Origin of the sequence: Shewanella sp. 5_MG-2023, assembly GCF_030547465.1 — a bacterium.
In the GTDB taxonomy this organism is placed as follows: domain Bacteria; phylum Pseudomonadota; class Gammaproteobacteria; order Enterobacterales; family Shewanellaceae; genus Shewanella.
Map to the genome: position 1 here is coordinate 1 of NZ_JAUORC010000027.1, position 24,675 is coordinate 24,675.

Annotated in this window: 28 protein-coding genes; 13 read left to right on the forward strand and 15 right to left on the reverse strand. The window is 43.2% G+C overall.

Annotation, left to right across the window (positions count from 1 at the left end; translation table 11 throughout):
• Positions 1-407: 407 nt before the first annotated feature.
• A complete protein-coding gene (locus tag Q4557_RS15570) occupies positions 408-1,058 on the forward strand; it encodes a hypothetical protein (protein ID WP_303413829.1) in 651 nt (216 codons plus the stop codon).
• A gap of 1,438 nt (positions 1,059-2,496) precedes the next feature.
• On the opposite strand, the gene Q4557_RS15575 is transcribed toward Q4557_RS15570, so the two are convergent.
• From Q4557_RS15575 to Q4557_RS15635, 13 genes are all read right to left on the reverse strand, one after another.
• Complete coding sequence (locus Q4557_RS15575; protein WP_102440095.1) at positions 2,497-2,796, reverse strand: transposase; 300 nt, start codon at positions 2,794-2,796, stop codon at positions 2,497-2,499.
• Positions 2,797-3,272: 476 nt separating this feature from the next.
• The gene (mgtE, locus tag Q4557_RS15580; protein ID WP_102440096.1) at positions 3,273-4,634 is read right to left on the reverse strand and encodes a magnesium transporter; all 1,362 of its coding nucleotides are present in this window, start codon (positions 4,632-4,634) and stop codon (positions 3,273-3,275) included.
• Positions 4,635-4,831: 197 nt separating this feature from the next.
• Complete coding sequence (locus tag Q4557_RS15585; protein ID WP_102440123.1) at positions 4,832-5,104, reverse strand: HPr family phosphocarrier protein; 273 nt, start codon at positions 5,102-5,104, stop codon at positions 4,832-4,834.
• Positions 5,105-5,129: 25 nt separating this feature from the next.
• Positions 5,130-5,978, reverse strand: coding sequence for an RNase adapter RapZ (gene rapZ / locus Q4557_RS15590; protein WP_102475893.1), 849 nt, complete (start codon positions 5,976-5,978; stop codon positions 5,130-5,132).
• Complete coding sequence (gene ptsN, locus Q4557_RS15595; RefSeq protein ID WP_102440098.1) at positions 5,975-6,418, reverse strand: PTS IIA-like nitrogen regulatory protein PtsN; 444 nt, start codon at positions 6,416-6,418, stop codon at positions 5,975-5,977. The genes rapZ and ptsN overlap by 4 nt, the downstream gene beginning before the upstream one ends.
• A 2-nt stretch (positions 6,419-6,420) precedes the next feature.
• On the reverse strand, positions 6,421-6,708 hold the full coding sequence (hpf, locus tag Q4557_RS15600) for a ribosome hibernation promoting factor (RefSeq protein WP_076539186.1): 288 nt from the start codon (positions 6,706-6,708) through the stop codon (positions 6,421-6,423).
• A gap of 23 nt (positions 6,709-6,731) precedes the next feature.
• Positions 6,732-8,216, reverse strand: coding sequence for an RNA polymerase factor sigma-54 (locus tag Q4557_RS15605; RefSeq protein ID WP_102440099.1), 1,485 nt, complete (start codon positions 8,214-8,216; stop codon positions 6,732-6,734).
• Positions 8,217-8,350: 134 nt separating this feature from the next.
• The gene (gene lptB, locus Q4557_RS15610) at positions 8,351-9,082 is read right to left on the reverse strand and encodes an LPS export ABC transporter ATP-binding protein (protein ID WP_076539182.1); all 732 of its coding nucleotides are present in this window, start codon (positions 9,080-9,082) and stop codon (positions 8,351-8,353) included.
• Complete coding sequence (lptA, locus tag Q4557_RS15615) at positions 9,082-9,792, reverse strand: lipopolysaccharide transport periplasmic protein LptA (protein WP_303413836.1); 711 nt, start codon at positions 9,790-9,792, stop codon at positions 9,082-9,084. The genes lptB and lptA overlap by 1 nt, the downstream gene beginning before the upstream one ends.
• Positions 9,779-10,339: an LPS export ABC transporter periplasmic protein LptC gene (gene lptC / locus Q4557_RS15620; RefSeq protein ID WP_303413838.1), complete on the reverse strand. Its 561-nt coding sequence runs from the start codon at positions 10,337-10,339 to the stop codon at positions 9,779-9,781. Before lptC ends, lptA begins: the two co-directional genes overlap by 14 nt.
• Entirely contained in the window at positions 10,336-10,902 is a 567-nt protein-coding gene (kdsC, locus tag Q4557_RS15625; RefSeq protein ID WP_076539176.1) for a 3-deoxy-manno-octulosonate-8-phosphatase KdsC, read from the reverse strand. The genes lptC and kdsC overlap by 4 nt, the downstream gene beginning before the upstream one ends.
• Position 10,903: 1 nt before the next feature.
• Complete coding sequence (locus Q4557_RS15630) at positions 10,904-11,881, reverse strand: KpsF/GutQ family sugar-phosphate isomerase (protein ID WP_076539174.1); 978 nt, start codon at positions 11,879-11,881, stop codon at positions 10,904-10,906.
• 68 nt (positions 11,882-11,949) lie between these two features.
• A complete protein-coding gene (locus Q4557_RS15635) occupies positions 11,950-12,912 on the reverse strand; it encodes a calcium/sodium antiporter (RefSeq protein WP_102440103.1) in 963 nt (320 codons plus the stop codon).
• 183 nt (positions 12,913-13,095) lie between these two features.
• Here Q4557_RS15635 and Q4557_RS15640 point away from each other — a divergent pair, with 183 nt between their 5' ends.
• The 7 genes from Q4557_RS15640 (at position 13,096) to murA (ending at position 17,774) form a co-directional block, all read left to right on the forward strand.
• Positions 13,096-13,923: an ATP-binding cassette domain-containing protein gene (locus Q4557_RS15640; protein WP_102440104.1), complete on the forward strand. Its 828-nt coding sequence runs from the start codon at positions 13,096-13,098 to the stop codon at positions 13,921-13,923.
• Positions 13,910-14,695, forward strand: a complete 786-nt coding sequence (gene mlaE / locus Q4557_RS15645; RefSeq protein ID WP_102440105.1) for a lipid asymmetry maintenance ABC transporter permease subunit MlaE — start codon at positions 13,910-13,912, stop codon at positions 14,693-14,695. Before Q4557_RS15640 ends, mlaE begins: the two co-directional genes overlap by 14 nt.
• A gap of 73 nt (positions 14,696-14,768) precedes the next feature.
• The gene (gene mlaD, locus Q4557_RS15650) at positions 14,769-15,242 is read left to right on the forward strand and encodes an outer membrane lipid asymmetry maintenance protein MlaD (RefSeq protein WP_102440106.1); all 474 of its coding nucleotides are present in this window, start codon (positions 14,769-14,771) and stop codon (positions 15,240-15,242) included.
• A 30-nt stretch (positions 15,243-15,272) separates the two neighbouring features.
• Positions 15,273-15,917, forward strand: a complete 645-nt coding sequence (locus Q4557_RS15655; protein ID WP_303413883.1) for a phospholipid-binding protein MlaC — start codon at positions 15,273-15,275, stop codon at positions 15,915-15,917.
• Entirely contained in the window at positions 15,914-16,210 is a 297-nt protein-coding gene (locus Q4557_RS15660) for a lipid asymmetry maintenance protein MlaB (RefSeq protein ID WP_076539162.1), read from the forward strand. Before Q4557_RS15655 ends, Q4557_RS15660 begins: the two co-directional genes overlap by 4 nt.
• A gap of 25 nt (positions 16,211-16,235) precedes the next feature.
• On the forward strand, positions 16,236-16,487 hold the full coding sequence (locus Q4557_RS15665; RefSeq protein WP_076539160.1) for a BolA family protein: 252 nt from the start codon (positions 16,236-16,238) through the stop codon (positions 16,485-16,487).
• A 27-nt stretch (positions 16,488-16,514) separates the two neighbouring features.
• Complete coding sequence (murA, locus tag Q4557_RS15670; RefSeq protein ID WP_102440108.1) at positions 16,515-17,774, forward strand: UDP-N-acetylglucosamine 1-carboxyvinyltransferase; 1,260 nt, start codon at positions 16,515-16,517, stop codon at positions 17,772-17,774.
• A 110-nt stretch (positions 17,775-17,884) separates the two neighbouring features.
• Here murA and degS read toward each other — a convergent pair whose 3' ends face one another.
• Entirely contained in the window at positions 17,885-18,958 is a 1,074-nt protein-coding gene (gene degS, locus Q4557_RS15675; RefSeq protein WP_102440109.1) for an outer membrane-stress sensor serine endopeptidase DegS, read from the reverse strand.
• A gap of 116 nt (positions 18,959-19,074) precedes the next feature.
• Positions 19,075-20,427 carry a DegQ family serine endoprotease gene (locus tag Q4557_RS15680; RefSeq protein WP_102440110.1) on the reverse strand — a complete coding sequence of 451 codons (1,353 nt, stop codon included), beginning with the start codon at positions 20,425-20,427 and terminating at the stop codon, positions 19,075-19,077.
• A gap of 233 nt (positions 20,428-20,660) precedes the next feature.
• Here Q4557_RS15680 and zapE point away from each other — a divergent pair, with 233 nt between their 5' ends.
• The 5 genes from zapE to Q4557_RS15705 all read left to right on the forward strand — a co-directional run bounded on the left by zapE (position 20,661) and on the right by Q4557_RS15705 (position 24,574).
• Positions 20,661-21,773: a cell division protein ZapE gene (gene zapE, locus Q4557_RS15685; RefSeq protein ID WP_303413842.1), complete on the forward strand. Its 1,113-nt coding sequence runs from the start codon at positions 20,661-20,663 to the stop codon at positions 21,771-21,773.
• Between the two features lie 242 nt (positions 21,774-22,015).
• Complete coding sequence (gene rplM, locus Q4557_RS15690) at positions 22,016-22,447, forward strand: 50S ribosomal protein L13 (protein ID WP_076539151.1); 432 nt, start codon at positions 22,016-22,018, stop codon at positions 22,445-22,447.
• Positions 22,448-22,462: 15 nt separating this feature from the next.
• Positions 22,463-22,855 carry a 30S ribosomal protein S9 gene (gene rpsI / locus Q4557_RS15695; RefSeq protein WP_076539149.1) on the forward strand — a complete coding sequence of 131 codons (393 nt, stop codon included), beginning with the start codon at positions 22,463-22,465 and terminating at the stop codon, positions 22,853-22,855.
• Positions 22,856-23,022: 167 nt separating this feature from the next.
• Positions 23,023-23,211, forward strand: coding sequence for a DUF2065 family protein (locus tag Q4557_RS15700; protein ID WP_303413844.1), 189 nt, complete (start codon positions 23,023-23,025; stop codon positions 23,209-23,211).
• A 67-nt stretch (positions 23,212-23,278) separates the two neighbouring features.
• Complete coding sequence (locus Q4557_RS15705) at positions 23,279-24,574, forward strand: adenylosuccinate synthase (protein ID WP_303413846.1); 1,296 nt, start codon at positions 23,279-23,281, stop codon at positions 24,572-24,574.
• Positions 24,575-24,675: the final 101 nt, after the last annotated feature.

The window sequence follows — 24,675 nt, forward strand, 5'->3', positions numbered from 1 at the left end:
CGCGTATCTATCAGCATTTTTATAAAACTGGGTTAAGCGATGATTATGGGTTAGATGTTGATTTGAATTAACCAGATCGCGCCGGTATCTATGAGCATTTTTCTAAAATAGGGTTAAGCGATGGTTATTTGTTGGTCGTTGATTTTAATTAACCTGCTCATAGCTATTGCCCGCGTATCTATCAGCATTTTTATAAAACTGGGTTAAGCGATGATTATGGGTTAGATGTTGATTTGAATTAACCAGATAGCGCCGGTATCTATGAGCATTTTTCTAAAATAGGGTTAAGCGATGGTTATTGGTTATAGGTTGTTTTGAGCTAGACTTGTTTATAGGGTAATTGCCATTTAATTGCCCTATATTAGCTGCTGTAGAAAATGCTGCTTAGGTACAAAGGGGGGCGTGAGATGAACAAAGAAGCACAACAGACACTGCCAAAGACCTGCTTTACGGCTTTATATCTGATGAGCTTAAAAGGGTATATCTCAGTAACTGTAGGCTTGAGTTTAATGCTTGGCATAAGCACTAATGCCCAAGGGGCTAATGCTCAAGACGCGAGTCCCCACAAGATTTCAGCTAGCATGCAAGCTTTTGATGGCTTGCCGCAACTGCGATATCTTACATCCGATCGTCATCATGGTCATTCACGTCATTCACGTCATTCAGGTTCATCAGTGCGCTGGGGCGTCGGTGTGGGGTGGAATAACGGTTGGCGTTACCCTTATTATAACCGGTGGGGAAATCGATGGAATAATGGCTGGGGCTATGGCTGGAATAATGGCATAGGCTGGAATAACGGCTGGCAAACGCCCTATCGCTATGATTACTATGATCGCCATTACCGCAGAAACTATGTGCAACCGCAGCAACATCAAGTGGTGTCTCCACCGAAACGATCCACCACCAGTATTGAATACGCCAGTGGCTTAACCCAGCTACCTGAAAATGCCCGCGCTATCCAAAGAGACGGCAGAACAATTTATCAGTGGCAAGGGCAAGAGTATTACTTTGACTGGTCATCACAACGCTATATGAGATTAGCCGCAGAAAAAGACTAATTGAGTGGCGCTGTTTCTACATAGGCTGAGAACGTTTATAACGTTTAAAGATAAAAAAGCCCTGATGGATCCTTCCATCAGGGCTTTTTGTGCATTGTCTACCGACAAAATGTATCGGCATTAAAACTGTTGTTGATGAAAACTTATTCATTCGCTCACTACGAAAACTGGGGAGAGAAGCAGTTGCTCATGTCCAAATAGTCGTCAACGGACTCAATAGGTTTGATAGTAGAAAGCAATTCCATGAAGTAAGGGGTATAGAATGTTTTCATAATCAATAGTCGCTGGGGACGACCATCAATCAAATCAAAGCTATTGGTTGTTAAATTAGTTAATACTCGTAATACATCTCCTAGTTTATGCTTTTTAATATTTCCCCTTATGACTTCCATTCATCAGGGTTACGCTGTTGCTTGCCTACGACATATTATTGTTATTATTCCTTGTTGCAGGTATTCAATTCAGTGACCATGCAAGCATGGGGGAGAGTGCTGTCACCTTGTTGAAACGGATAAATTAGCCATGTTGATAGAAGTATTACCTTGGGCGCTTAAGCCCTAATAAAACCTCTATTGCTCACTGCTGGGGAACAGTTAGCAACACATCAAATCTGCCTGAATCTATCTCCAATCACCCTAGTGACATCCTTACTTTAGGGTGGTTTACCTGCCTGTAGGCATACCTGCGACTTATAATTATTGTTAGCCTTGTTGCAGGTTTCAATTCAGTGATACTGCAATCATGGGGGGAATGCAGTCACTGAGCTTGAATAAAATTGACAAGCTTGATTGTTTAAAAGCCTTTATCGTCGGAATATTAGCTTCTTAATAAGTGCACTTGGGGTGGTGCGCTTATCGAATCAAACCTACCGGAATCGTTATAAAATCAATTCGTTTTGTCTTTACTGGCACTAATGACATCCTTTCATTAGCACCGGCCTTACACTGCCTTTTGGCATTCCTGCGACCTATTATTATTGTTAGTCCCTGTTGCAGGTTTCAATTCAGTGATACTGCAATCATGGGGGGAATGCAGTCACTGAGCTTGAATAAAATTGACAAGCTTGATTGTTTAAAAGCCTTTATCGTCGGAATATTAGCTTCTTAATAAGTGCACTTGGGGTGGTGCGCTTATCGAATCAAACCTGCCGGAACAGTCTTAAAATCCATTCGTTTCGTCTTCACGGGCACCAATGACATCCTTTCATTAGCACCGGCCTTACACTGCCTTTTGGCATTCCTGCGACCTATTATTATTGTTAGTCCCTGTTGCAGGTTTTTAGCTTACATAGCTGCTTTATATCAGCTTTTTATGTAAATAAAATTGACAAACCTGAGGGTGAACAGCTCTATATCTTACAATAGATTTGTCGCTAATTAATTGCCGATGGGGGCAGCGTTTAATCCAATCAAGTTTGTCGGAACTGTGTTAATCCCCACTAATTGCTATTAATCGATAACAGCTGCTGATTCAGCTGAGATAACTTAAGTTGTAAGTGAGCTATCTCTGACACTAAAGCGCTTTTCTGTTTAGCTTGTGTACGCTTGCGAGTGGTCACGCCCTCGGCATTAGTTTTTGATGTCATCGCGGTTTCTTTATTTTTAACCCATTGGTAAACCGTTTTTGCTGAGATGCAGTATTGCTTAGCAACATCAGAAATTAATCGATTATGTTGCTTCACTTCAGCGATCACTTGCTGCTGAAAGCTCTCGGGATAAAACTTTGTTTGTGCTGACATATTAGCTCCAAGCATTTAAAAGCGATTAACTTCGTCGGCTTAACGATAAGACTATTCTACTTCCCATAGGCTACAGCCTACATGCTTATAAAAGTGGCACTGATTACGACAAAGATTCAAACATGTGTGTAATAATTTCATCATCGACTCCTGCTGATATTCAAATTTATAAGGCTTAAATTTCTCCACTAAATTGGTCAAATTAAAAGCTACCTCTTTAGTGATACGTAACTCAATGGAATACTTGTGCCAATTATGAAATAAATATTTTACCCTTTTATTACAGTGACTTATTTTTTTAAAGTGTTAGCTCTAAAAAGTGAGCGTGAAACATCTTGGTGCAAAAGTACTATTTTGGTGCGAATTGGTTTTAATTGGTAAACAAAAGTAACCATTAAAACTCTATGGTTTTAAGGCACAAAAAAGCGGCAATAAATGCCGCTTTTTATGCTGATGAGAGAGGGGGTTTTACGGCGCTACATTAAGAAAATGGTCGCTAAGCCTAAAAAGGCGAATAAGCCAATCACATCGGTGACTGTGGTTAGTACCATACCGCCAGCCAATGCCGGATCGATATTGAGTTTTTTAAGTATGAGCGGAATACTGGCCCCCGCTAGTCCGGCAACGGTCATGTTAATGAGCATCGCGCCGCCAATGAGACCGCCCAGTGCCATATCACCTTTCCATAGCCACACTGCAAAGAAGACCAGTACCGACCACATGAGGCCATTAAGAAAACCAATGGCTAATTCTTTACCTATAAGCCAACGGGAGTTACTTTGACCAATATGACCCAAGGCGATACCACGAATAACCAGAGCTAAGGTTTGATTGCCTGCCACACCGCCCATACTAGGGACAATAGTCATTAAAATCGCGATGGTGGCAAATTGCTCTAACGTGCCTTCAAACATATTACTTACTGATGCAGCAAGTAAGGCGGCAAACAAGTTAATGGTAAGCCATAGCGAGCGTCTGAAGGTGCTTTTCATTACTGGGCCAAAGGTATCTTCATCGTCATCCATACCCGCCATCCCCATCATTGAGTGTTCGGCGTCTTCACGAATAACATCGACCACATCATCAATGGTAATACGGCCTAATAATTTTTGCGCTTCATCTACCACTGGGGCCGAAATCCAGTCATGGCGTTCAAATAATTGCGCCACTTCATTATCAGGCATGTCCACAGGGATGCTTTCTAATTCAGGATCCATGATGCTGCGAATGGTTGAATTAGGATCACAAGTGAGTAGATCGGCAAGGCGCACCCCACCAAGCACATGATCGTTGCGATCAACCACATATAAGGTATCTGTGGTATCGGGTAGGTTGCCGCGCTGGCGCAAATAGCGTAATACCACATCAATATTAACGTCAGGACGCAAAGTGACCGTATCAGTATTCATGATACTGCCAGCGGTGTCATCAGGGTATGACAGTGCTTGTTCGACGCGATGGCGGTCTTGACTGCTCATGGATTGCAGTACTTTTTTATAAACAGCATCTGGCAAACTTCTTAAGATGTAAGCCAAGTCATCGGTATCCATCCCTGAGGTGGCTTGGGCTACTTTTTCTGGGGTCATAGCGCTGATGAGTGAATCTTTTAACTCTTCACCGAGTTCTTCTAGGATTTCACCCGCTTGCTCATGATCAATCAGTTGCCATAACACTTGACGAGTTTTCGGCGGTGATGATTCAAGAATTAATGCGACATCGGAGGCGGCCATGTCATGAAGCATATTTCTGACATGAACAAACATACCGCTACCTAATGCTTGTGTAAGCTGATTAAGACGTTGTTCGGTCAGTTCGCTGTCGATGACTTCAATACCCATTGGCTACTCCTGAAAAGACGATGATGAAATGTTAACTTAACTCACCGAAAAGAATGAAGAAATTTCTAATATCTGATGGCTTGATGCGCAATTCATAAATACCTAATACTGCTTGGTGGTGTGTTGAGTATAGCTAATAAAATAATGGTAAAGGTGAGTCGCTGTGTTTCCTTGGAGATGTTACTGGGCGCAGGCGGTTAGCTTTCTTCGTCAAATTTATCGTTGATTAACTTGCATACGGCCTCAAGGGCTTTTTCTGCATCACGGCCTTGAGCTTCAACAGTAATGATTTTACCAATGCCACTTTCTAACATTAATAACCCCAATACACTGGCAGCACTGGCTTGTTTCTCACCTTGGATAAGGGTGATAGTTGCGTCAAACTCGGTAGCTAAAATTGCCAATTTAGTCGCCGCTCGCGCATGCAAGCCTAGCTTGTTACTGATGGTAATTTGCTTTGAATAGGCCACCGTTTTGGCTGGCGATGTGGTTAGCTTATTCAATGCCAAGCTCTCTATGGCGGGCGCTGACTTTGTGCTTAGAGTTGTTGAAACGTTTAGCGAGCTGATCGGCAATATAAACCGAACGGTGCTGACCGCCAGTACAACCAATGGCAATGGTCAGGTAGCTGCGGTTATTACGCTCTAAATGTGGCATCCAAGTGTCAAAAAGGTTTTCAATTTGCCAGATAAACTTATTCACCAAAGGCTGTCGCTCTAAGAACTCTTGCACGGGCGCATCTAGGCCTGTGTAGGGCCTTAACTCAAGCTCCCAGTGCGGATTCGGTAAAAAGCGCACATCAAACATAAAGTCTGCTTCAGCCGGCATGCCATGCTTAAAGCCAAATGACTCAAAATGTACCACTAATTCTTTATCAACACTGCCTAGCAAGATTTGCCGAACATGATCGCTCAATTCGTAGATATTAGTTTGCGAGGTGTCGATATAGTGATCAACCATTTTGGCTATGGGTTCGAGTAACCGCCCCTCAAGCTTAATGGCTTCTTGTAACGAAATTTGATTCTTAGACAGTGGGTGTAATCGGCGGGTCTCACTAAAACGCTTCAGTAACACTTTATCGTTGGCGTTTAAAAAGAAACTGGTAATGCTGGTATCGTCAGACAGTAAAGCAATTTGCTCTTTGAGTACTTTGCCTTGCTCTTCGATATTACGCACATCGACGCTAATGGCGACAAGCTCGTTACTATCTTTAAGCTGTTCAAGCAGGCTGCCAATCAGTGGCAGTGGCAGGTTATCAACACAGTAATAACCTAAATCTTCAAGCACTCTCAGTGCGACTGATTTTCCTGAACCTGAACGTCCCGATACGATGACAAGTTTCATGCAGTAATAACCTGATAAAGTTCTGTAGCGTCATGACTCTTTCGAAGTCGTTTAAGTATCAATTTATCACTGAGTTTCTCTGCCATGCTAGATAATGTGCTTAGGTGTTGCTGGCACTGATCTGCAGGTACAAGAAGCGCAAATAAAATATCTACAGGTTGCTTGTCTATGGCATCAAAGGCGATTGGCTCTTCGCATTTGATTAAAATAGCAATGGGTTCTTCGATATTATCTAAGCGCCCATGTGGAATTGCTATGCCATTTCCTATACCTGTACTGCCCATTTTTTCACGCGCTATTAGACTTTCAAAAATAGCCTGTGAAGAAAGGGTTGGGTACTGGGCAGCCATTAAATTGCTGATTAATTCCAGTACCTTTTTCTTACTGCCCGGAGTGGCACAGGTAGTGCACGCCGGCTGCAGGATGGTACGAAGTTCCATCGTTAATGCTTAGTGAGTTTCTCTTTATGTTTAATTACCTGACGGTCTAGCTTATCTATCAGGGCGTCTATTGCCACATACATATCAGCGTTACGCGATACAGCAAACACTTCACCGCCTTTTAGGTGCAGTTTGGCTTCGGCAATCTGTTGTAGCTTTTGAACATCGAGCACAACGTGAACATTATTGATCTGTTCGAAGTGTCGTTCAAGCTTTGAAAATTTTGTTTGCACGTATTCCCGTAAAGATTGAGTTATTTCAATATGGTTTCCAGTCAGGTTAATTTGCATAGGTCATCCTCCAATAACAAAAGTTATAAGCTTTTGCGTTGGTTTGAGGGAGGGATGAGCATTGCCTCTCGATATTTGGCTATCGTACGTCGAGCAACGTTAATCCCTTGTTCAGCCAATAGTGTCGCCATTTTACTATCACTAAGAGGCTTTTTCGGGTTTTCTGCAGCTACGAGCTTTTTAATAAATGCGCGAATTGCTGTAGAAGAGCATTCTCCACCATCATCGGTACTTACATGGCTTGAGAAAAAATATTTTAGTTCAAAAAGTCCACGGGGGGTATGCATGTATTTTTGGGTCGTGACCCGTGAAATGGTCGACTCGTGCATTTCAACCGCTTCAGCAATATCATTGAGCACCATCGGCTTCATGGCTTCTTCACCGAACTCAAAGAAACCTTGCTGAAATTGTACGATACAGTTAGCCACTTTTAGTAAGGTTTCATTACGGCTATCGATGCTTTTGATAAACCATTTGGCTTCTTGTAAATGACCACGAATAAATTGGCTGTCAGCTTGGCTTGAACCGCCTTTGGCCATAGCTGCATATTGCTGATTAACGCCAATTTTAGGCATGTTATCGGGATTTAGCTCGACCACCCAGCGACCATTCTTTTTAAGTACAGTAACATCAGGAATGACGTACTCATCTTTAATGGGGGTAATTTGCAAGCCTGGACGTGGATTGAGCGTTTGAATAAATTCAATGGCTTCACGTAAATCATCTTCTTTAAGCTTGGTTTTACGCATCAGTAACCTAAAGTCACGACCGGCGATTAAATCAAGATGATCTTTAATCAGTAACTTAACATTATCTATGCAAGGAATTTCATTAGGGTATTGGCCTAATTGAATTAATAGACACTCACTTAAATCTCGCGCTGCAATGCCGACGGGATCGAAGTGTTGTACCCGTTTAAGTACAGCTTCAACTTCATCGAGTTCGATATCGTCAGTGCCTAAGGATTGCAAAATGTCTTCAACGCTCTGGGTGAGGTAACCGCGCTCATCAATGGCATCAATAATGGCGGTTGCAATCACTAAGTCATTTTCAGAAAAGGGAGTGAGGTTTTTTTGCCATTCAAGATGCTCATACAAGCCTTCACTGGTTTCGCCTTGAAACGGCATATCATTACCGCTCGATACTGCGCCAGAGCCAGAAGTCGGCGAGGCGGTATACACCTCATCCCATGTGGTATCCATAGGGAGTTCTTCAGGCATAGAATCTTTAGTGAGCGATTCAGTGGTATCAACCGTTGAGGTGTCTTTTTCTATGGTGACTTGGCTATTATCACTAAAATCGGTGTCAGTTTGCAGGGCGTTTTCTTTTACGGGCTCTTTGGCTTTAGTGAATTCGTCTTCAAGCTCTAATAGCGGGTTTGAATCAAGTGCTTGTTGAATTTCTTGCTGTAGCTCCAATGAGGAAAGTTGCAATAAGCGAATCGCTTGTTGCAACTGTGGGGTCATGGTTAAGTGTTGACCCATTTTGAGTTGGAGTGAGGCTTTCATGTACCGCTTGTCCCTAATTGAATTACATCATCGCGACGAACAGTGTGGGCGCTAGTTTATGATCCTAGAAAAATAGACTAGATTAAGGTTTGTTGTTGGCCGCGAATGCCATACTAAAAACTGAATAGTGCTAACTATAGCTTGAATTGTTCACCTAAGTATACCGACCTAACTTGCTGATTGACTAAGATCTCAGCAGGTGTTCCTTCAGCAATCAAGTTTCCGTGACTCACAATATATGCTCGCTCACACACATCAAGTGTTTCACGGACATTATGGTCGGTAATTAGCACCCCTAAACCACGGCTTTTAAGTTGTTGAATAATTTTCTTGATGTCGATTACTGAGATAGGATCTACCCCTGCAAAAGGTTCATCTAATAAAATAAACTTAGGATTTGCCGCTAATGCGCGTGCAATTTCAACTCGGCGACGCTCGCCTCCCGATAACGCCATACCTTGGCTATCACGGATATGAGTTATGTTAAATTCTTCTAATAAATGTTCCAGTTCTTCAATGCGCTGCTCATTTGATAAGCTTTTGCGAGTTTGAAGCACTGCCATTATATTATCGTGTACTGTGAGCTTACGAAAAATACTGGCTTCTTGAGGTAAGTAGCCAATGCCTTTTCGGGCGCGCAAATGCATTGGATCTGCGGTTAAATCATCTTCATCGATCAGAATGCGGCCCTTATCACTTTTGACTAGGCCTACGACCATATAAAAGGTGGTGGTTTTACCCGCGCCATTAGGGCCAAGTAAGCCAACAATTTGGCCGGTTTTTACCGTCAGGCTGACATCTTTTACTACCTGGCGACTTTTATAACTCTTAGCGAGATTTTCAGCGGTTAACGTAATTTGGGTCATTAGTCATTTTGCTCAGCTGCTGGGGCTGACAATGTCGCCTGCGCCTCAGCGTTAAGTGATTCAGTTACTTCGGGTGTTTCAGTTGAGTTCACAGCCTCTACAGCAGATAAATTGTTGTTTTCAATTATAGCTGGTGGCGTGTCATCACCGGGTTTAGCGCTGTCTGGTAAATGTGGTTGCTCATCTTTTTTCTTTTCAGAATCAATCAAGTCTGGGTGACTTTCTGGTTGAAAAATAGTGATAACCCGATCTTCACCAGTACCGGTGCTTTCAGCAATTAACTGCTGCTTTTCAATGTTGTAGCTAATTAGGTTACCAGTAACCTGGCTGCCAGCTTGGTCCAATTTAGCATTACCCGTTAAGGTTAAAATGCTAGTGGCAAGCTCATATTTAATTTCATCGGCACTGGCAGTACCAATACGGCCATCATCTAACTCTTGGGAAAATGTCGCAGGGTTACCTGTGGCAACCATGGTTTTTTGGGTGCCGCTTTCGGTGCCAAATGCGCGTAATTGGTCGGCATTAATGTTAATCGACCCTTGAGTCACATTAACTGGGCCATAGAAGATGACCTGATTGTTTTTTATGTCAGCTTTTTGGCTCACAGCTGCGACTTTAAGCTCTTGCTGTAAATCGCCTTCTTTTGCATAGGCGCTGGCAATACTGACTACACTGAGTAGTGAGGCAATCAAAAGTTTACTTTGCTTCATACGTTCCTTCTACTTGACTTAAAAGTTCAAGTTCTTGAGCATTTAAATCAGCATACAGGCCTAAACCTTGTATATTAAAATCTGACCCAGTAACAAAAATTTGTCTATCTGAGGTCAAAATCATGGTGTTCATATCGAGTGCCAACATGGTGGTTGTCAAAGATTGTAATGGCTCGTCGATGTTTATTGCATCAATAATAACATTATTTTCTAAAACTACTTTGCCTGTTTCATTATTCAGCTTGCCTAAATCTGCGCTTAATTGCCATTCGGCTTCACCATTTTCAGGATAAATAAGGTAGACAGGCTCAGTAAACATGGTTTCATTACTTTGCTGAAAGTGCTCCATGTATTTCGCTGAGACTCGGCTTTGCACTAAACCTTGCTCATTAAATTCAGTGGTGCGTAAGTCATTGGCGATAAAATCAGGGCGAGCAGGGGCAGGCAATTTACTTGCCTCCATCTGACTACGTTTAACTTGTACTTGCCAATAAAGGACTAAGGCTGCGCCAAAAAATCCGATAATAGCGAAGGTCACTCGGCTCATATACTCATTCCGTGGGCATTTTCAAACTTATCTTGGCTAAGTAATAGCAAATCGGTGAGTTCACGTAATGCGCCATTTCCGCCGTTAATGGTGGTGGTCATATGGCAATGTTGTTTAACATAAGGATGGCCATCAGCCACACAAACTGCAAGGCCAACCTGTTTCATCACAGGTAAGTCAACCATGTCATCACCAATATAGGCGACTTCATCTGGGCTAACGCCATAGGTATCTAACAGGCTTTGGTAAGGCACTAGTTTATCATCAACACCCTGATAAATATGAGTGACACCTAAAGCGGTCATTCTATTTTCCACAATGGCAGATTTACGCCCGGTTATCACAGCAACATGAATATTACTGGTTAAAATAGAGCGAATGCCATAACCATCACGGGTATGAAATGCTTTTAACTCTTCCCCTGCATTACTTAAATAAATACGGCCATCGGAAAATACCCCATCGACATCGCAAATAAGCAGCTTAATTTTTTTGGCTTTTTGCCAAACATCATCAGAGATTGGGCCGTAAAAACCTTGGTGCAGTGTTTCGTGTAATGACATGTTAAATGACTCCAGCTTTAACCATATCGAGCATGTTAAGTGCGCCGACTGGGCGTTGGTTCTCGTCTACGACAATTAAACCGTTAATACTTTTTTCTTCCATAATCTGTAATGCTTGCGCGGCTAAAATACCTGGGCTGATGGTAATGCAGTTGGTTGTCATTACATCGGCAATAGCGGTAGTACGCAGGTTCACTTCAGCATCGATGACGCGGCGTAAATCACCGTCAGTAAAGATCCCGACTAGCTTGTCTGCATTATCGATCACTGCAGTCATACCTAAACCTTTATTTGAGATCTCATATAGGGTTTCAGTAATGCAGAGCTCACTTTTCACCTGTGGAATATCAGCGCCTTTGTGCATTACATCGCTGACTTTAAGTAATAGTTTACGACCTAAAGATCCACCAGGGTGGGATAGGGCGAAATCATCACGGGTAAAGCCTTTCGCTTGCAATAATGCTACGGCCAAGGCGTCACCCATCACCAAGGTTGCGGTAGTGCTTGATGTTGGTGCTAGCCCTAATGGGCAGGCCTCTTCAGGCACTTCAATACATAAATGCAGTTTAGATAGCTTGGCCATATTGGATTCTGGTTTACCCGTAATCGCGATTACCGGGACACCCATGCGCTGTATAACGGGCATTAAGGTGAGAATTTCACTGGCTTCACCAGAATTTGATATGGCTAAAATAATATCATTTTTTGCCAGAGCGCCTAAGTCGCCATGGCTTGCTTCGCCAGGGTGAACAAAAAATGCAGGCGTGCCTGTGCTGGCGAGTGTGGCAGAAATCTTATTGCCAATGTGGCCAGATTTGCCCATGCCCATGACAATGACTTTGCCTTTACATTCTAAAATGAGTTCACAGGCTTGGCCAAACTCGTCTGAGTCTACATATTGATAAAGGTTATCTAATGCTGCCTTTTCAATATCAATGACTTGACGACCCCATTGGCGCAATTGTGTTTGTTCTGTCATATGTATCTCTCTATTGTCCAAAGCGATTTCGGGTTACGCTTTGGTGAGTCACACATCTTTATGCCCCATTATTGTGATTGAAATAAGACAACTTGGTACGCAATAAAGACGATTAATAAAAGGGCTCCATGCCAGCGAGTAAGCTGCTTTTTAGCGCCACTCGATAATACCAGTACTGCTAATGCGGTGCTGGTTGCTAGTACCATGTAAAAATCTCGACCGCTTGCATTTATGTCGATTTCACCTGGGGCAATCAGCCCTGGAATGGCCAGCACTGCTAAAATATTAAAAATGTTTGAGCCAACAATATTACCAATCGCGAGGTCGTCTTCTTTTTTTAGGACGCCAGCGATGCATGCTGCTAGTTCCGGTAAACTGGTGCCAATGGCAATAATGGTCAAGCCGATGACCAGATCTGACAAGCCAAATGTCTTGGCAATGCCTACCGCGCCCGTCACCATCCAGTCTGCCGAGAGTGGCAATAACACCATACCAACAATGATCCAGATAATAGCATGTAATGTGGGTACATTTTTAGGGATCTCTGCGTCAGACTCATCAGCTAGGACATCTTTTTTCTTATTTCGCATCGCGCTCCAAATGAAATAGCCCATCAAGGCGAAAAATGCGATTAATAATACCCCACCTTCAACACGGGTGAGCATGCCGTCGTGAATAAGGTAGCCAGCTAATACGGTTGCCGCAATCATGATTGGAATTTCACGCTTTAAGGTTTCTGAGCGAACTGAAATAGCCCCAAACAATGCGGTAACCCCTAATATCAAGGTGATGTTAGCCACGTTTGAGCCGAGCACGTTACCAATTGCAGTATCGCTCATGCCTTCCATTGATGCGGTGGCAGCAACCAGCATTTCTGGCGCTGAGCTGCCCATGGCCACAATGGTTAAACCGATTAACATTGGTGGCAGGCCTAAGTTTCTAGCAAAGGCGGCAGCTCCGTAAACAAAGCGATCTGCGCTCCAAACTAATGCGCCCAATCCGACGATGAGCATCATGATATTAAAAAGCATCTTGTTCCAATTATTTGAGTTATGGCGATATTTTTGTCAGATATTAACAAAAATCATCGCTATTGCGAAAATTGTTAGGGATTGTAACGCATGGTGATTGATTTGTTGTAGGTTCTTACACAATTTCGTACACTTCAGCTCTACATCTCGTTCTCTAGGAAGGCTATTATTTCCTCTATAGACATGTCTACTCCAAGTTTAGAGCCCACTAGGTCAGCCCTTGTAGAAGTTAAGAACATGGGCTTTAGCCGAGGGACTAAGGTTATCTTTGATGATATCAGTCTCAGCATTCCAACTGGCAAAGTGACCGCCATTATGGGGCCAAGTGGCATAGGTAAAACCACCTTACTTAAACTTATCGGCGGTCAATTAACCCCTGATAGTGGTGAGGTGCTTTTTGCTGGGCAAAACATTCACCAACTGAAGCGGCAACAATTATTTGAGCAGCGAAAGCGCATGAGTATGTTGTTTCAAAGTGGGGCGCTTTTTACCGATATGAATGTGTTTGATAATGTGGCGTTTGCGCTGCGTGAGCACTCAGGGTTAGCTGAAACTATTATTCGTAAGATTGTGTTGATGAAGCTGCAAGCCGTGGGGCTGCGGGGCGCCGCTCTGATGATGCCCAATGAGTTATCCGGCGGCATGCAGCGCCGAGTTGCATTGGCGCGGGCGATAGCACTTGAGCCTGAAATGATTTTGTATGACGAGCCTTTCGCCGGTCAAGATCCTATTTCGATGGCGGTGCTGGTGAAATTGATTGGCGAATTATCTGAAACATTGAGGCTGACTTCGGTGGTCGTGTCCCACGATGTGGATGCAGTATTGAGTATTGCCGACTATGTTTATGTTATCGCCGAGAAAAAAGTAATCGCTTCAGGCACGCCTGCTGAATTACGGGCTTCAACCAATCCACAAATTGAGCAATTTATTCATGGAGCACCCGATGGGCCGGTGGCTTTTCATTATCCAGCTGAAGACTATCAACAGGAGATGTTAAGTGGACGTGATTAACTTTATCAGTAATATTGGCCGCTTTGCTTTGGATTTTATTTCAGGTCTAGGCCGAGCAGGGCTGATGTTATGGGGCGCTATTGCCCGTTGGCCGAATGTTAAAAAAGATATCGGCTTAATCACCAAGCAAGTTTATGTGTTGGGTGTTCGCTCCATGGTGATCATCATAGTCTCTGGCCTGTTCATCGGTATGGTGCTGGCATTACAAGCTTATACGGTACTGGCTGATTTTGGCACGGTCGAAAGCCTAGGGCCCATGGTGGCATTGAGCTTATTAAGAGAGCTTGGTCCTGTGGTTGCGGCATTACTTTTTGCAGGGCGCGCAGGCTCGGCATTAACCGCTGAAATTGGCTTAATGAAGTCAACCGAGCAGTTATCAAGCTTAGAGATGATGGCGGTTGACCCTTTACACCAAATCATAGCGCCACGTTTTTGGGCGGGGGTTATCACCCTGCCATTATTAGTGATGATGTTTTGTCTTGTTGGCATTATCGGCGGTCATTTAGTGGGAGTTGAATGGAAAGGCATTGATAGCGGCTCTTTTTGGTCAATTCTGCAAGCATCGGTTGAGTGGCGCCAAGATATTGTAAATTGTTTAATCAAAAGTGTGCTTTTTGGCGTAGTGGTAACCTGGATATCTTTATATCGTGGTTATGAAGTTATTCCCAACCCCGAAGGCATTAGCCGAGCGACCACATCCACTGTGGTTCAGGCGAGTTTAGCAGTGTTAGCGCTCGATTTTTTACTGACAGCGATTATGTTCGGCAATTGATGTTAACTGCTGAGTGTTAGCGGGAGGTAAGTTGGGTAAATTTTGCATTCATTAATTAAAGTGGTTTAGTCGTATGTTGACACGGAAAATAGAGTTATTGGTTGGATTGTTCTTATTGTCAGGCTTAGTGGCATTTTGTGTGCTGGTATTTAATGTGGCCAATGTTGAGCTTAAGCCTAATCAGGCAACTTACAGTTTACACGCTGAATTTAGCAATATCGGTGGCTTAAAAGTACGCTCGCCAGTGAAAGTGGGCGGGGTGGTTGTCGGAAGGGTAACTGATATTCAGCTCGACCCCAAAAAGCTTGTACCGATAGTGAGCATCACTATGGATAAGCAATATGATCAATTTCCAGAGACCAGCAGCTTATCGATTTTAACTGCAGGTTTATTGGGTGAGCAGTTTTTGGGGTTAACCCCAGGCTTTATGGATGATGATATTGAGATGCTCGCTGATGGCGATAAAATTTATGACACGCGCTCAGCATTAGTACTGGAAGACTTAATCGGTCAGTTAATCTATAGCATGTCATCGGATGATAAGTAGGAGCGGTATATGAAGCAGTTTATTCGCGTTATGTTAAGTGTCTTTTTATGGTTAAGCATCAGCCCGCTTGGTGCTGCAGAGCTGACGACTGATGACATAGATACCCATGATCCGTTCAAGCTAGTGCAGCAAGTATCAGAGAAAACCTTTGCGCGTTTTGATAAAGACAAAGCCCTCATTGACAATGATTTAAGCTATTTAAAAGTTATCGTTCGCGAAGAGCTTATGCCCTATGTTGATTATAAATACGCCGCGTATAAAGTGATGGGGCAATACCTGCGTGACACGACTCCTGAACAACGTCAGCGGTTTGTGGATGCTTTTGAAGGTTATTTAGTGGCTACCTATGCCCAAGCCTTTACTGAGTACACTGGTCAGCAAGTACAGTTTTTCCCGGCTGCTGATTTTAGTAACGAGAAAATGATCGATGTCCGCGTCGAAATTATTGAAGATGGTCGCCCGCCCATTAAAGTGGTGTTTAAAGCCAGACGTCTAAAAGATGACAGCTGGAAAGCGTTTGATTTGGTGGCGGAAGGCGTGAGTTTACTGGCGTCAAAGCAATCAGAAATTTCCAATTTAATTCGCCAAAAAGGCGTCGATAAGGTCATCGACATGCTTTATGAGCGCACCAACCAAGATATTCGCTTAGATCAGGACGAGGGCAATGCTGCGTGATTGAATTTTCACAGCAAGGTGATATTTGTCACCTAAAAGGGCAATTAACTCAGGTTGAGGTCAGAGAATTGTGGCCAAATCAACAACAATTGTTTACTGATACGACTCAAGTGTTAGACTTGTCTGCTTTAGAGTATGTTGACAGTGCAGGCGTGGCCTTATTGCTTGAACTAATATGTTTAGGTCATTGTCATGGGGACAACACTCAGCCAAGGAGCTTGGCTAATCCGAGTAAGCATCTAAAAAAACTTATCGAGTTGTATGATTTAGAGTCCTTTTTCATAGAACAATAGCATTGAATTTAAGGTAGCACATTTCATGGATTGCAAAGTAATTGAGCAGATTTTATCAGAGGCGTTAACCCTAGATGAAGTACATGTGACTTCAGATGGTAGCCACTACAAAGTGGTTGCAGTTGGCGAAATGTTCGACGCTATGAGTAAAGTGAAGCAGCAGCAGACCATTTATGCACCACTGAATGAACATATTGCCAGTGGTGAGTTACATGCGCTTACTATCAAGACTTTTACGCCGACTCAGTGGAAGCGTGAAAAATTATTTAATATGTAAGCGTAATACTGAGTGTAGAGAATTAGTGTGGATAAATTAACAATACAAGCCAGCAAGCCCCTTGCCGGAGATGTGACCATCTCTGGCGCCAAGAATGCGGCTTTGCCGATCCTGTTTGCTGGTGTTTTAGCTGAAACTGACTTTAATATTTCGAATGTACCTAACCTTCGCGATGTAAAAACAACCTGTGAATTACTTCGCTGCCTTGGTGCTGATGTCACTGAGTTAGGCAATAGCCAATATCGGATCTCAACCACTAATCTCAAAGAGTTTTGTGCGCCATACGATTTGGTTAGAACCATGCGCGCCTCTATTTTGATTTTAGGGCCGTTACTGGCTCGATTTGGTACCGCTGATGTTTCATTGCCTGGTGGCTGCGCGATTGGCGCAAGACCTGTGAACTTGCATTTGCAAGGGCTAGAGCAAATGGGCGCTACTATTGAGGTAAAAGAAGGTTATATTAAAGCCAGAGTTGATGGCCGCTTAAAAGGCGCGCATATCTTTATGGATATGGTCAGCGTTGGTGCCACTGAAAACCTATTGATGGCTGCGACCTTAGCTGATGGTGAAACCATTATTGAAAATGCCGCTCGCGAACCTGAAATTAATGATTTAGCACATTGCTTAATTGCAATGGGCGCAAAAATTACCGGTGTTGGCAGCGCAACCTTGCGTATTCAAGGGGTTGAGAAACTCTCTGGTTGTAACCACAGAGTGATGCCTGATCGCATCGAAACCGGCTCATTTTTAGTGGCTGCAGCCGTGACGCGCGGAAAAATTCGCTGTCTAAGCGCTGATCCTTCAAGCCTAGAAGCAGTTCTGGCAAAACTTGAAGATGCTGGCGCGGTGATTAATACTGGCGACGATTGGATTGAACTTGATATGCAAGGCAAGCGCCCTAAAGCGGTTAATATTAAAACTGCGCCATATCCTGCTTTTCCGACGGACATGCAAGCGCAATTTTGTGTGTTAAACGCATTAGCTGAAGGCACCAGTCATGTGACTGAAACGATTTTTGAAAATCGTTTTATGCATGTACCTGAGTTAAGCCGTATGGGCGCTGAAATGGAGCTAGAGGGTAACACCTGCATCATTAATGGTATTGAGCGCATGAACGGTGCGCAAGTGATGGCGACAGATTTACGCGCTTCAGCGAGTTTAGTGATTGCAGGCCTTATGGCTGATGGTACGACAACCGTTGATCGTATATATCACTTAGATCGTGGTTATGAGCATATCGAAGAGAAGTTTAAAGCCATCGGCGGTGAAGTGGTTCGTATTGCATAAGCTGTAGATTGCTTAAGTTGTTTGCCAAAGCTTTATAGTAAAGAATAAAAAGTCAGTTACCTAAGGTAGCTGACTTTTTTATGATTAAATGGTTAAGTTGTAATTTGTGCTTAAGGTTCGACAGCCTTCTCACCAATAATCACTGGCACATCATAAGACTTACCTTCGCGGATGATGGTCATTGTGATGCTATCTCCGGGCGCTGTTTCAGCAATTCTATCCATCAGCATTTCAACCCCAGGAACACTCTCTTCTGCATAAGCGATAATCACATCTCTTGGACGCAGTTTCGCATCTGCCGCAGGCCCTTTGGGATCAACAGCGGTGACCAATACGCCTTTTAAATCCGGTAAGTTGAGGATTTGCGCCATAACAGGGCTTAACGGCTCGCCTGAAATCCCTAACGCGCCACGAATAACGCGGCCATTTTTAATCAACTTTCCCATAATGCTGTGAGCCAGTTTAATTGGGATGGCAAAGTTAATACCGTGCCCGCCACCTTCATCACCGATTTGAAATGCCGCAGTATTAATACCAATTAGTTCGCCAGTGGTGTCGATAAGTGCACCGCCAGAGTTACCGGCATTAATGGCTGCATCGGTTTGTAAGAAATCAAGATAGCCTGAACTTAAGCCGTTTCGGCCGGTTGCACTGATAATACCTTGGGTAATGGTTTGGCCTAAGTTGTAAGGGTTACCAATGGCAAGTACCACATCGCCCACTTGTGCAGGTTTGGATAAATTGATCGGCACGATAGGTAGATTATCGCCTTCAATTTTAAGGACCGCTAAATCGGTGACTGGATCTGAACCGACAACTTCTGAGGTAAATTTTCGGCCATCTTGTAGCGCGATAACAATTTCATCGGCTTTTTTAATTACATGGTAATTGGTTAAAATGTAGCCTTCTTTACTCATGATAACCCCAGAACCCAAGCCTTGAAGCGAGCTTGAATTTAATGGGCTATTTTGATCTAAACTAAGGCTATAAATATTGACCACAGCAGGGGCTGCTCGACGAACGGCTTTAGCAAAGGATAAGTCATTGTGGTGCTGGGTAGTGGTTAAGCCATTATTGAAATTACTGTTGTTGGTTATCGAAGTAACAAATATGAAAGCGGCCGCCATGACTAATCCAAATGCCACAGCTTTGGTCAAATATAAAATTGTGTCTTTGAAATTCATTGGCTGACTAAATTATGAAAAAGTACCCAAGATATTATCATGATTAAAAAAATTAAGCATCGTAACAGGGCTACGATGCTTATTGGGTAAAACAACAGGGTTTATTCGGTGCTGCTTTAACGCAGTACCAAGTAAAGCAGCTTATTGTCACGCAATATTTTCAATGCGACCGCGCCTTGCTGAGTCTTTAGCTGCTCTTTTAAGTCTTTAAGGCTTTTTACTTTACTGCGATTTAGCCCGACAATTAAATCGCCTTTCTCGAGTCCATTTCTGGCGGCTGGCGATCCTTGAGCCACTTCAGCAATTTCAATACCTTTACGGCTATTACTTAACTCAGCCCCTTCAAGCATTGGGTGTAATGCATCAGCACTGGTGCCTGAACTGCTATTTGACTCACCAAGGGTGACATTAATGGTTTCATTATCACCATCGCGAATGATGCCAATTTTAACTTTAGCACCAGCGCCCATAGTGGCGACCTTTGCTCGCAAGGCTTGGAAGTTTTTAATCTGCTTACCATTGACACTGACAATGATGTCACCCGCTTCTATACCTGCTTTGTCTGCGGCGCTATCAGGCATGACTTCACTAATAAAACCGCCATGCTGGGTTTCTAGACCAAATGCTTTGGCCAATTCGTTATCTAAGTCTCGGCCCATAACGCCAAGCACGCCACGTTTAACTTCACCATGCTCAATAATTTGATTAATTAGGTTGTTAACCATATTAGCCGGAATAGCAAAGCCAATACCGACGTTGCCACCACCGGGGGCCACAATGGCGGTATTAATACCGATTAACTCACCGTTAAGATTAACCAAGGCGCCGCCTGAGTTACCACTATTAATCGCGGCGTCAGTTTGGATAAAGTTCTCCAGCATTTCAATCCCTAAACCGCTACGGCCCAAGGCGCTAACAATACCTGAAGTCACGGTTTGCCCTAAACCAAATGGGTTACCAATGGCGATAGCAAAATCGCCGACACGGATATCATCAGAGTTGGTTTGTTTCACTTGGGTAAGGTTTTTCGCTTCTATTTGTAATAGCGCAATATCAGATTCAGGATCTGAGCCAATGAGTTTTGCGTCAATCTCACGGCCATCATGCAGACCAATTTTAATTTCATCAGCACCATTAATAACGTGGTTATTCGTGACGATGTAACCCTCTTTGGCGTTAATGATGACCCCTGATCCTAAGCCTCTAAAAGGGCGTTCACGCACTTGTTCTTGGGGGGCGTTAGGGCCAAAGAAATATCGAAACACATCGGGAATTTGTTGTTTAGAGGTTTGGGTGCCGCTGACTGCAACAGAGACGACAGCGGGAGTTGTTTTTTCTAGCATGGGAGCGAGGCTAGGTAGCGCTTGACCATTAACAGTTTGTGGAATTGCAGCTTGGGACAACGCCGGCATTAACGATAAAGAGGCGGATAATATCGCTGCTGAAACTAAGGTTAATTTGGGTTTCATTGTTTCTTGCTCCTTGAAAATTAATCTTTGCTTATACACATATTATGGGTGACTGGCGTAAATACAACTTCAGTTTAGCTGTATTGACTATATAACCTCGGAGTGTTCTAAGTTTCAATAAGTTCAGCCATCATTAACAAAGGTTAATTTTTATGTGGTTTACCGTTACGCCGGCTAAGGGTGATATGTTATGGTTGTGTGGAATTTTCAGCAGTATATAGAGAGTAGTCCCCGTGTCGCAGTTAAGCCCTTGGCAGCATTACCAGCAAGATTTAACCCGTGAAGGTTTCTCCCATGATTTAGCCCAAGAGCAAGCGGTAAAGTCATTGCAACGTGTTTATGAAGAACTTATCGCAGCCGATGTTCAGCAGTCCTCATTGAGTCGGATTTTAGGTTCAATCGGCCTTAAAAAATCAGCCCCTAGCGTCAAAGGTTTATATTTATGGGGCGGAGTAGGTCGTGGTAAAACTTACTTGATGGATACTTTTTTTGATGCGCTGCCAACAGAGAAAAAACTGCGGGCCCACTTTCATCGCTTTATGCACCAGCTACACCATGACTTAGGCGAACTTGACGGTGTTCAGGACCCATTAATTACTATTGCTAACAAAATGGCGCAGCAATATAACATCATATGTTTCGATGAATTTTTTGTTTCTGACATTACCGATGCCATGTTATTGGGCACCTTGTTCCAACACTTATTTAAAGAAGGGGTCGCGTTAGTGGCCACCTCAAACATCATTCCCGATGACCTCTATAAAAATGGCTTACAGCGCGCAAGATTTTTACCCGCAATCGCCTTAATAAACCAAAACTGCGAAATCCTTAATGTGGATTCGGGTATTGATTATCGCTTACGAACCCTTGAGCAAGCTGAGATTTACCACTACCCACTGGATGAGCAGGCTGACACCAACTTGTTAAGCTATTTTGCCCAGCTTGCTCCAGAATCAGAAGTATTCACTGACGCCATTGAAATTGAAGGCCGTGAGGTGAATATTCGCCATCAATCCCAAGGGGTGCTATTGGCCAACTTTAGAGACTTATGTGACGGCCCTCGATCCCAGCGCGACTATATGGAAGTGGCTCGTTTGTACCATACCGTTCTATTAAGTGGGCTTGAACAAATGGGCTCAGCCACAACCGGTGATGATATTGCTCGGCGATTTCTCGCGATGGTAGATGAATTTTATGAGCGTAATGTGAAGTTAATTATTTCTGCTGAAGTTTCATTAGAAGATATTTACACAGATGGTTTACTCAGTTTTGAGTTTAGACGCTGCCGCTCAAGATTGATTGAAATGCAATCACATGACTATTTAATGTTGGAGCATTTACCATAAATAGTTATTGAGGGATGAAATCAGCTAAAGCACCAGAGAAGTTTTTTAGAAAACTATCAGAAATTAGGTGATTTTTAACTCAGCTTTGTCTATAATCCGCCACCTGCCCTCGTTACTCCACCGAATTTGGGTGGACGATTTAAACCAATTTCAGCTCGAAGGGGCTTTGAAATGGTCATTGTGTTGTTTGCATTCCGCATTCAGCATTGAGACAGAATTTTAAACATTGGGTTTTTGTAAAAATGAAGACTACATTTACTGCTACACCAGAAACAGTCACACGTGACTGGTTCGTCGTTGATGCCGAAGGTAAAACTTTAGGTCGTATCGCTACTGAAATTGCTACTCGTTTACGTGGTAAGCACAAGCCAGAGTATACTCCTCATGTTGACACTGGTGACTACATCATCGTTATTAACGCTGAGAAAGTTACTGTGACTGGTAACAAAGCTAAAGGCAAAATTTACTACTCACATACAGGTTTCATCGGTGGTATTAAGCAGATTTCTTTTGAAAAGCTGCAAGATCATAAGCCTGAAATGATTATCGAGAAAGCAGTTAAGGGTATGTTACCAAAAGGTCCTTTGGGCCGTGCTATGTTCCGTAAGCTTAAAGTTTACGCTGGCACTGAACATAACCATGCTGCACAACAACCTCAAGTTCTTGATATCTAATACGGGAGTAAGCTAATGTCTGCAACTCAGTACTACGGCACTGGCCGTCGTAAAACATCAACTGCTCGCGTATTCGCTAAAGCAGGTAGTGGTCAAATCGTTGTTAACCAACGTCCACTAGATGTATATTTTGGTCGTGAAACTGCTCGCATGGTTGTTCGTCAGCCTCTAGAGCTAGTTGAAATGACTGACAAACTTGACATCTATGTAACTGTTAAGGGCGGTGGAACCACTGGCCAAGCAGGTGCAATTCGTCACGGTATTACTCGTGCATTGCTTCAGTTAGACGAAGCTCTACGTCCTTCTTTACGTTCTGCTGGTTTCGTTACCCGTGATGCTCGTAAAGTTGAGCGTAAGAAAGTTGGTCTACGTAAAGCACGTCGTAAGCCACAATTCTCAAAACGTTAATACGTTTTCAGAATTCAAAAAACCCAGCTATATGCTGGGTTTTTTATTGGCTTTTTTTAGGTAAAAACGCCAATTAGTCATTCGATGTAATGCGATGATCGCTTAGAAGCGTTATGGTGTAGTCGATGTTTTTTGCTAATGTGTAAACCAAATAGTGGAACTAGACCATGAATTTTCAAATGTTGATGTTTGCCATGGGGCTTGTTTTGGTACTTGAAGGTATCGGACCCTTATTATTTCCGCGGCAATGGAAAAAATATTTAGCCGAATTTTCGATGCAAAATAAGAATACTCTCAGGAGGTTAGGTGGCTGCCTAGTCTCTGCCGGCATAGTACTATTAATAATTTTCGCATAAAATACTTGCATATTACCCCCTAAAATCTGTTAAAATTCGCCTTTATACCGCAACCTTGCAGCAGACGATGGGCAAAAACGTAGTAGTACTCGGCACTCAATGGGGTGACGAAGGAAAAGGTAAGATTGTCGACCTTCTAACAGAACAGGCAAAATATGTAGTTCGTTACCAAGGCGGCCACAATGCTGGTCATACTCTGGTAATTGACGGCGATAAAACCGTACTTCACTTAATTCCGTCAGGGATTTTACGTGATAATGTGAAATGCATTATCGGTAATGGTGTGGTATTGGCTCCTGATGCTTTGATGAAAGAGATCAACATGCTTAAAGAGCGTGGAGTTCCTGTCGAAGAGCGTCTTCTTATTTCAGAAGCATGTCCACTGATCCTACCTTTCCATTGTGCTCTTGATGTAGCTCGCGAAAAAGCGCGCGGCAATCAAGCTATCGGTACAACGGGTCGTGGTATTGGTCCAGCTTATGAAGATAAAATTTCTCGTCGTGGTCTACGCGTTGGTGATTTATTCAATGCAGAGTTATTCGCAGTTAAATTAAAAGAAGTGATGAAATATCACAACTTTATGCTGACTGAATACTATGACTGTGACGCAGTTGATTATCAAACTACCCTTGATGATGCATTAGCAATTGCTGATTATCTTAAGAGTATGTGTACTGATGTTACTGAATTACTTGATACAGCCCGTAAAGCGGGTGAGCCTATCTTGTTTGAAGGTGCACAAGGTACATTACTTGATATCGACCATGGTACATACCCATATGTGACTTCATCAAACACTACAGCAGGTGGCGTCGCTACCGGTTCTGGTTTTGGTCCTCGTCACTTAGATTATGTTCTAGGTATCATGAAAGCTTACACTACACGTGTAGGTGCAGGTCCTTTCCCAACAGAGCTTGAGAATGAGATCGGTGATTACTTAGGTCATAAAGGCCAAGAGTTTGGTGCAACTACTGGTCGTAAACGTCGTCCAGGTTGGTTAGATGCTGTGGCAATGCGCCGTGCAGTTCAAATCAACAGTGTTAGCGGCTTCTGCCTAACTAAACTTGACGTTCTTGACGGTCTTGAAGAAGTTAAGATCTGTGTTGGTTACCAGTATCCTGATGGAACTGTAGAAACTGTCACACCACTTGCAGCTGAAGGTTACGAACAGGTTACTCCTGTATTCGAAACTATGCCTGGCTGGAGTGAGTCTACCTTTGGTGCGACTTCAATTGAGCAACTGCCAAAAGCAGCGCTTAATTATATTGCTCGTATCGAAGAGTTACTTGAAGCGCCTGTTGATATCGTATCAACCGGTCCTGACAGAAACGAGACAATCGTATTAGTTAATCCATTTAACTAACACATAAAAAGGCCGCTATTTAGCGGCCTTTTTAATATGCAGAATTAACAAACCTTAGACGATAAAATTGAAACTGTAACTCCGCGCAATTTCTCTTCTTT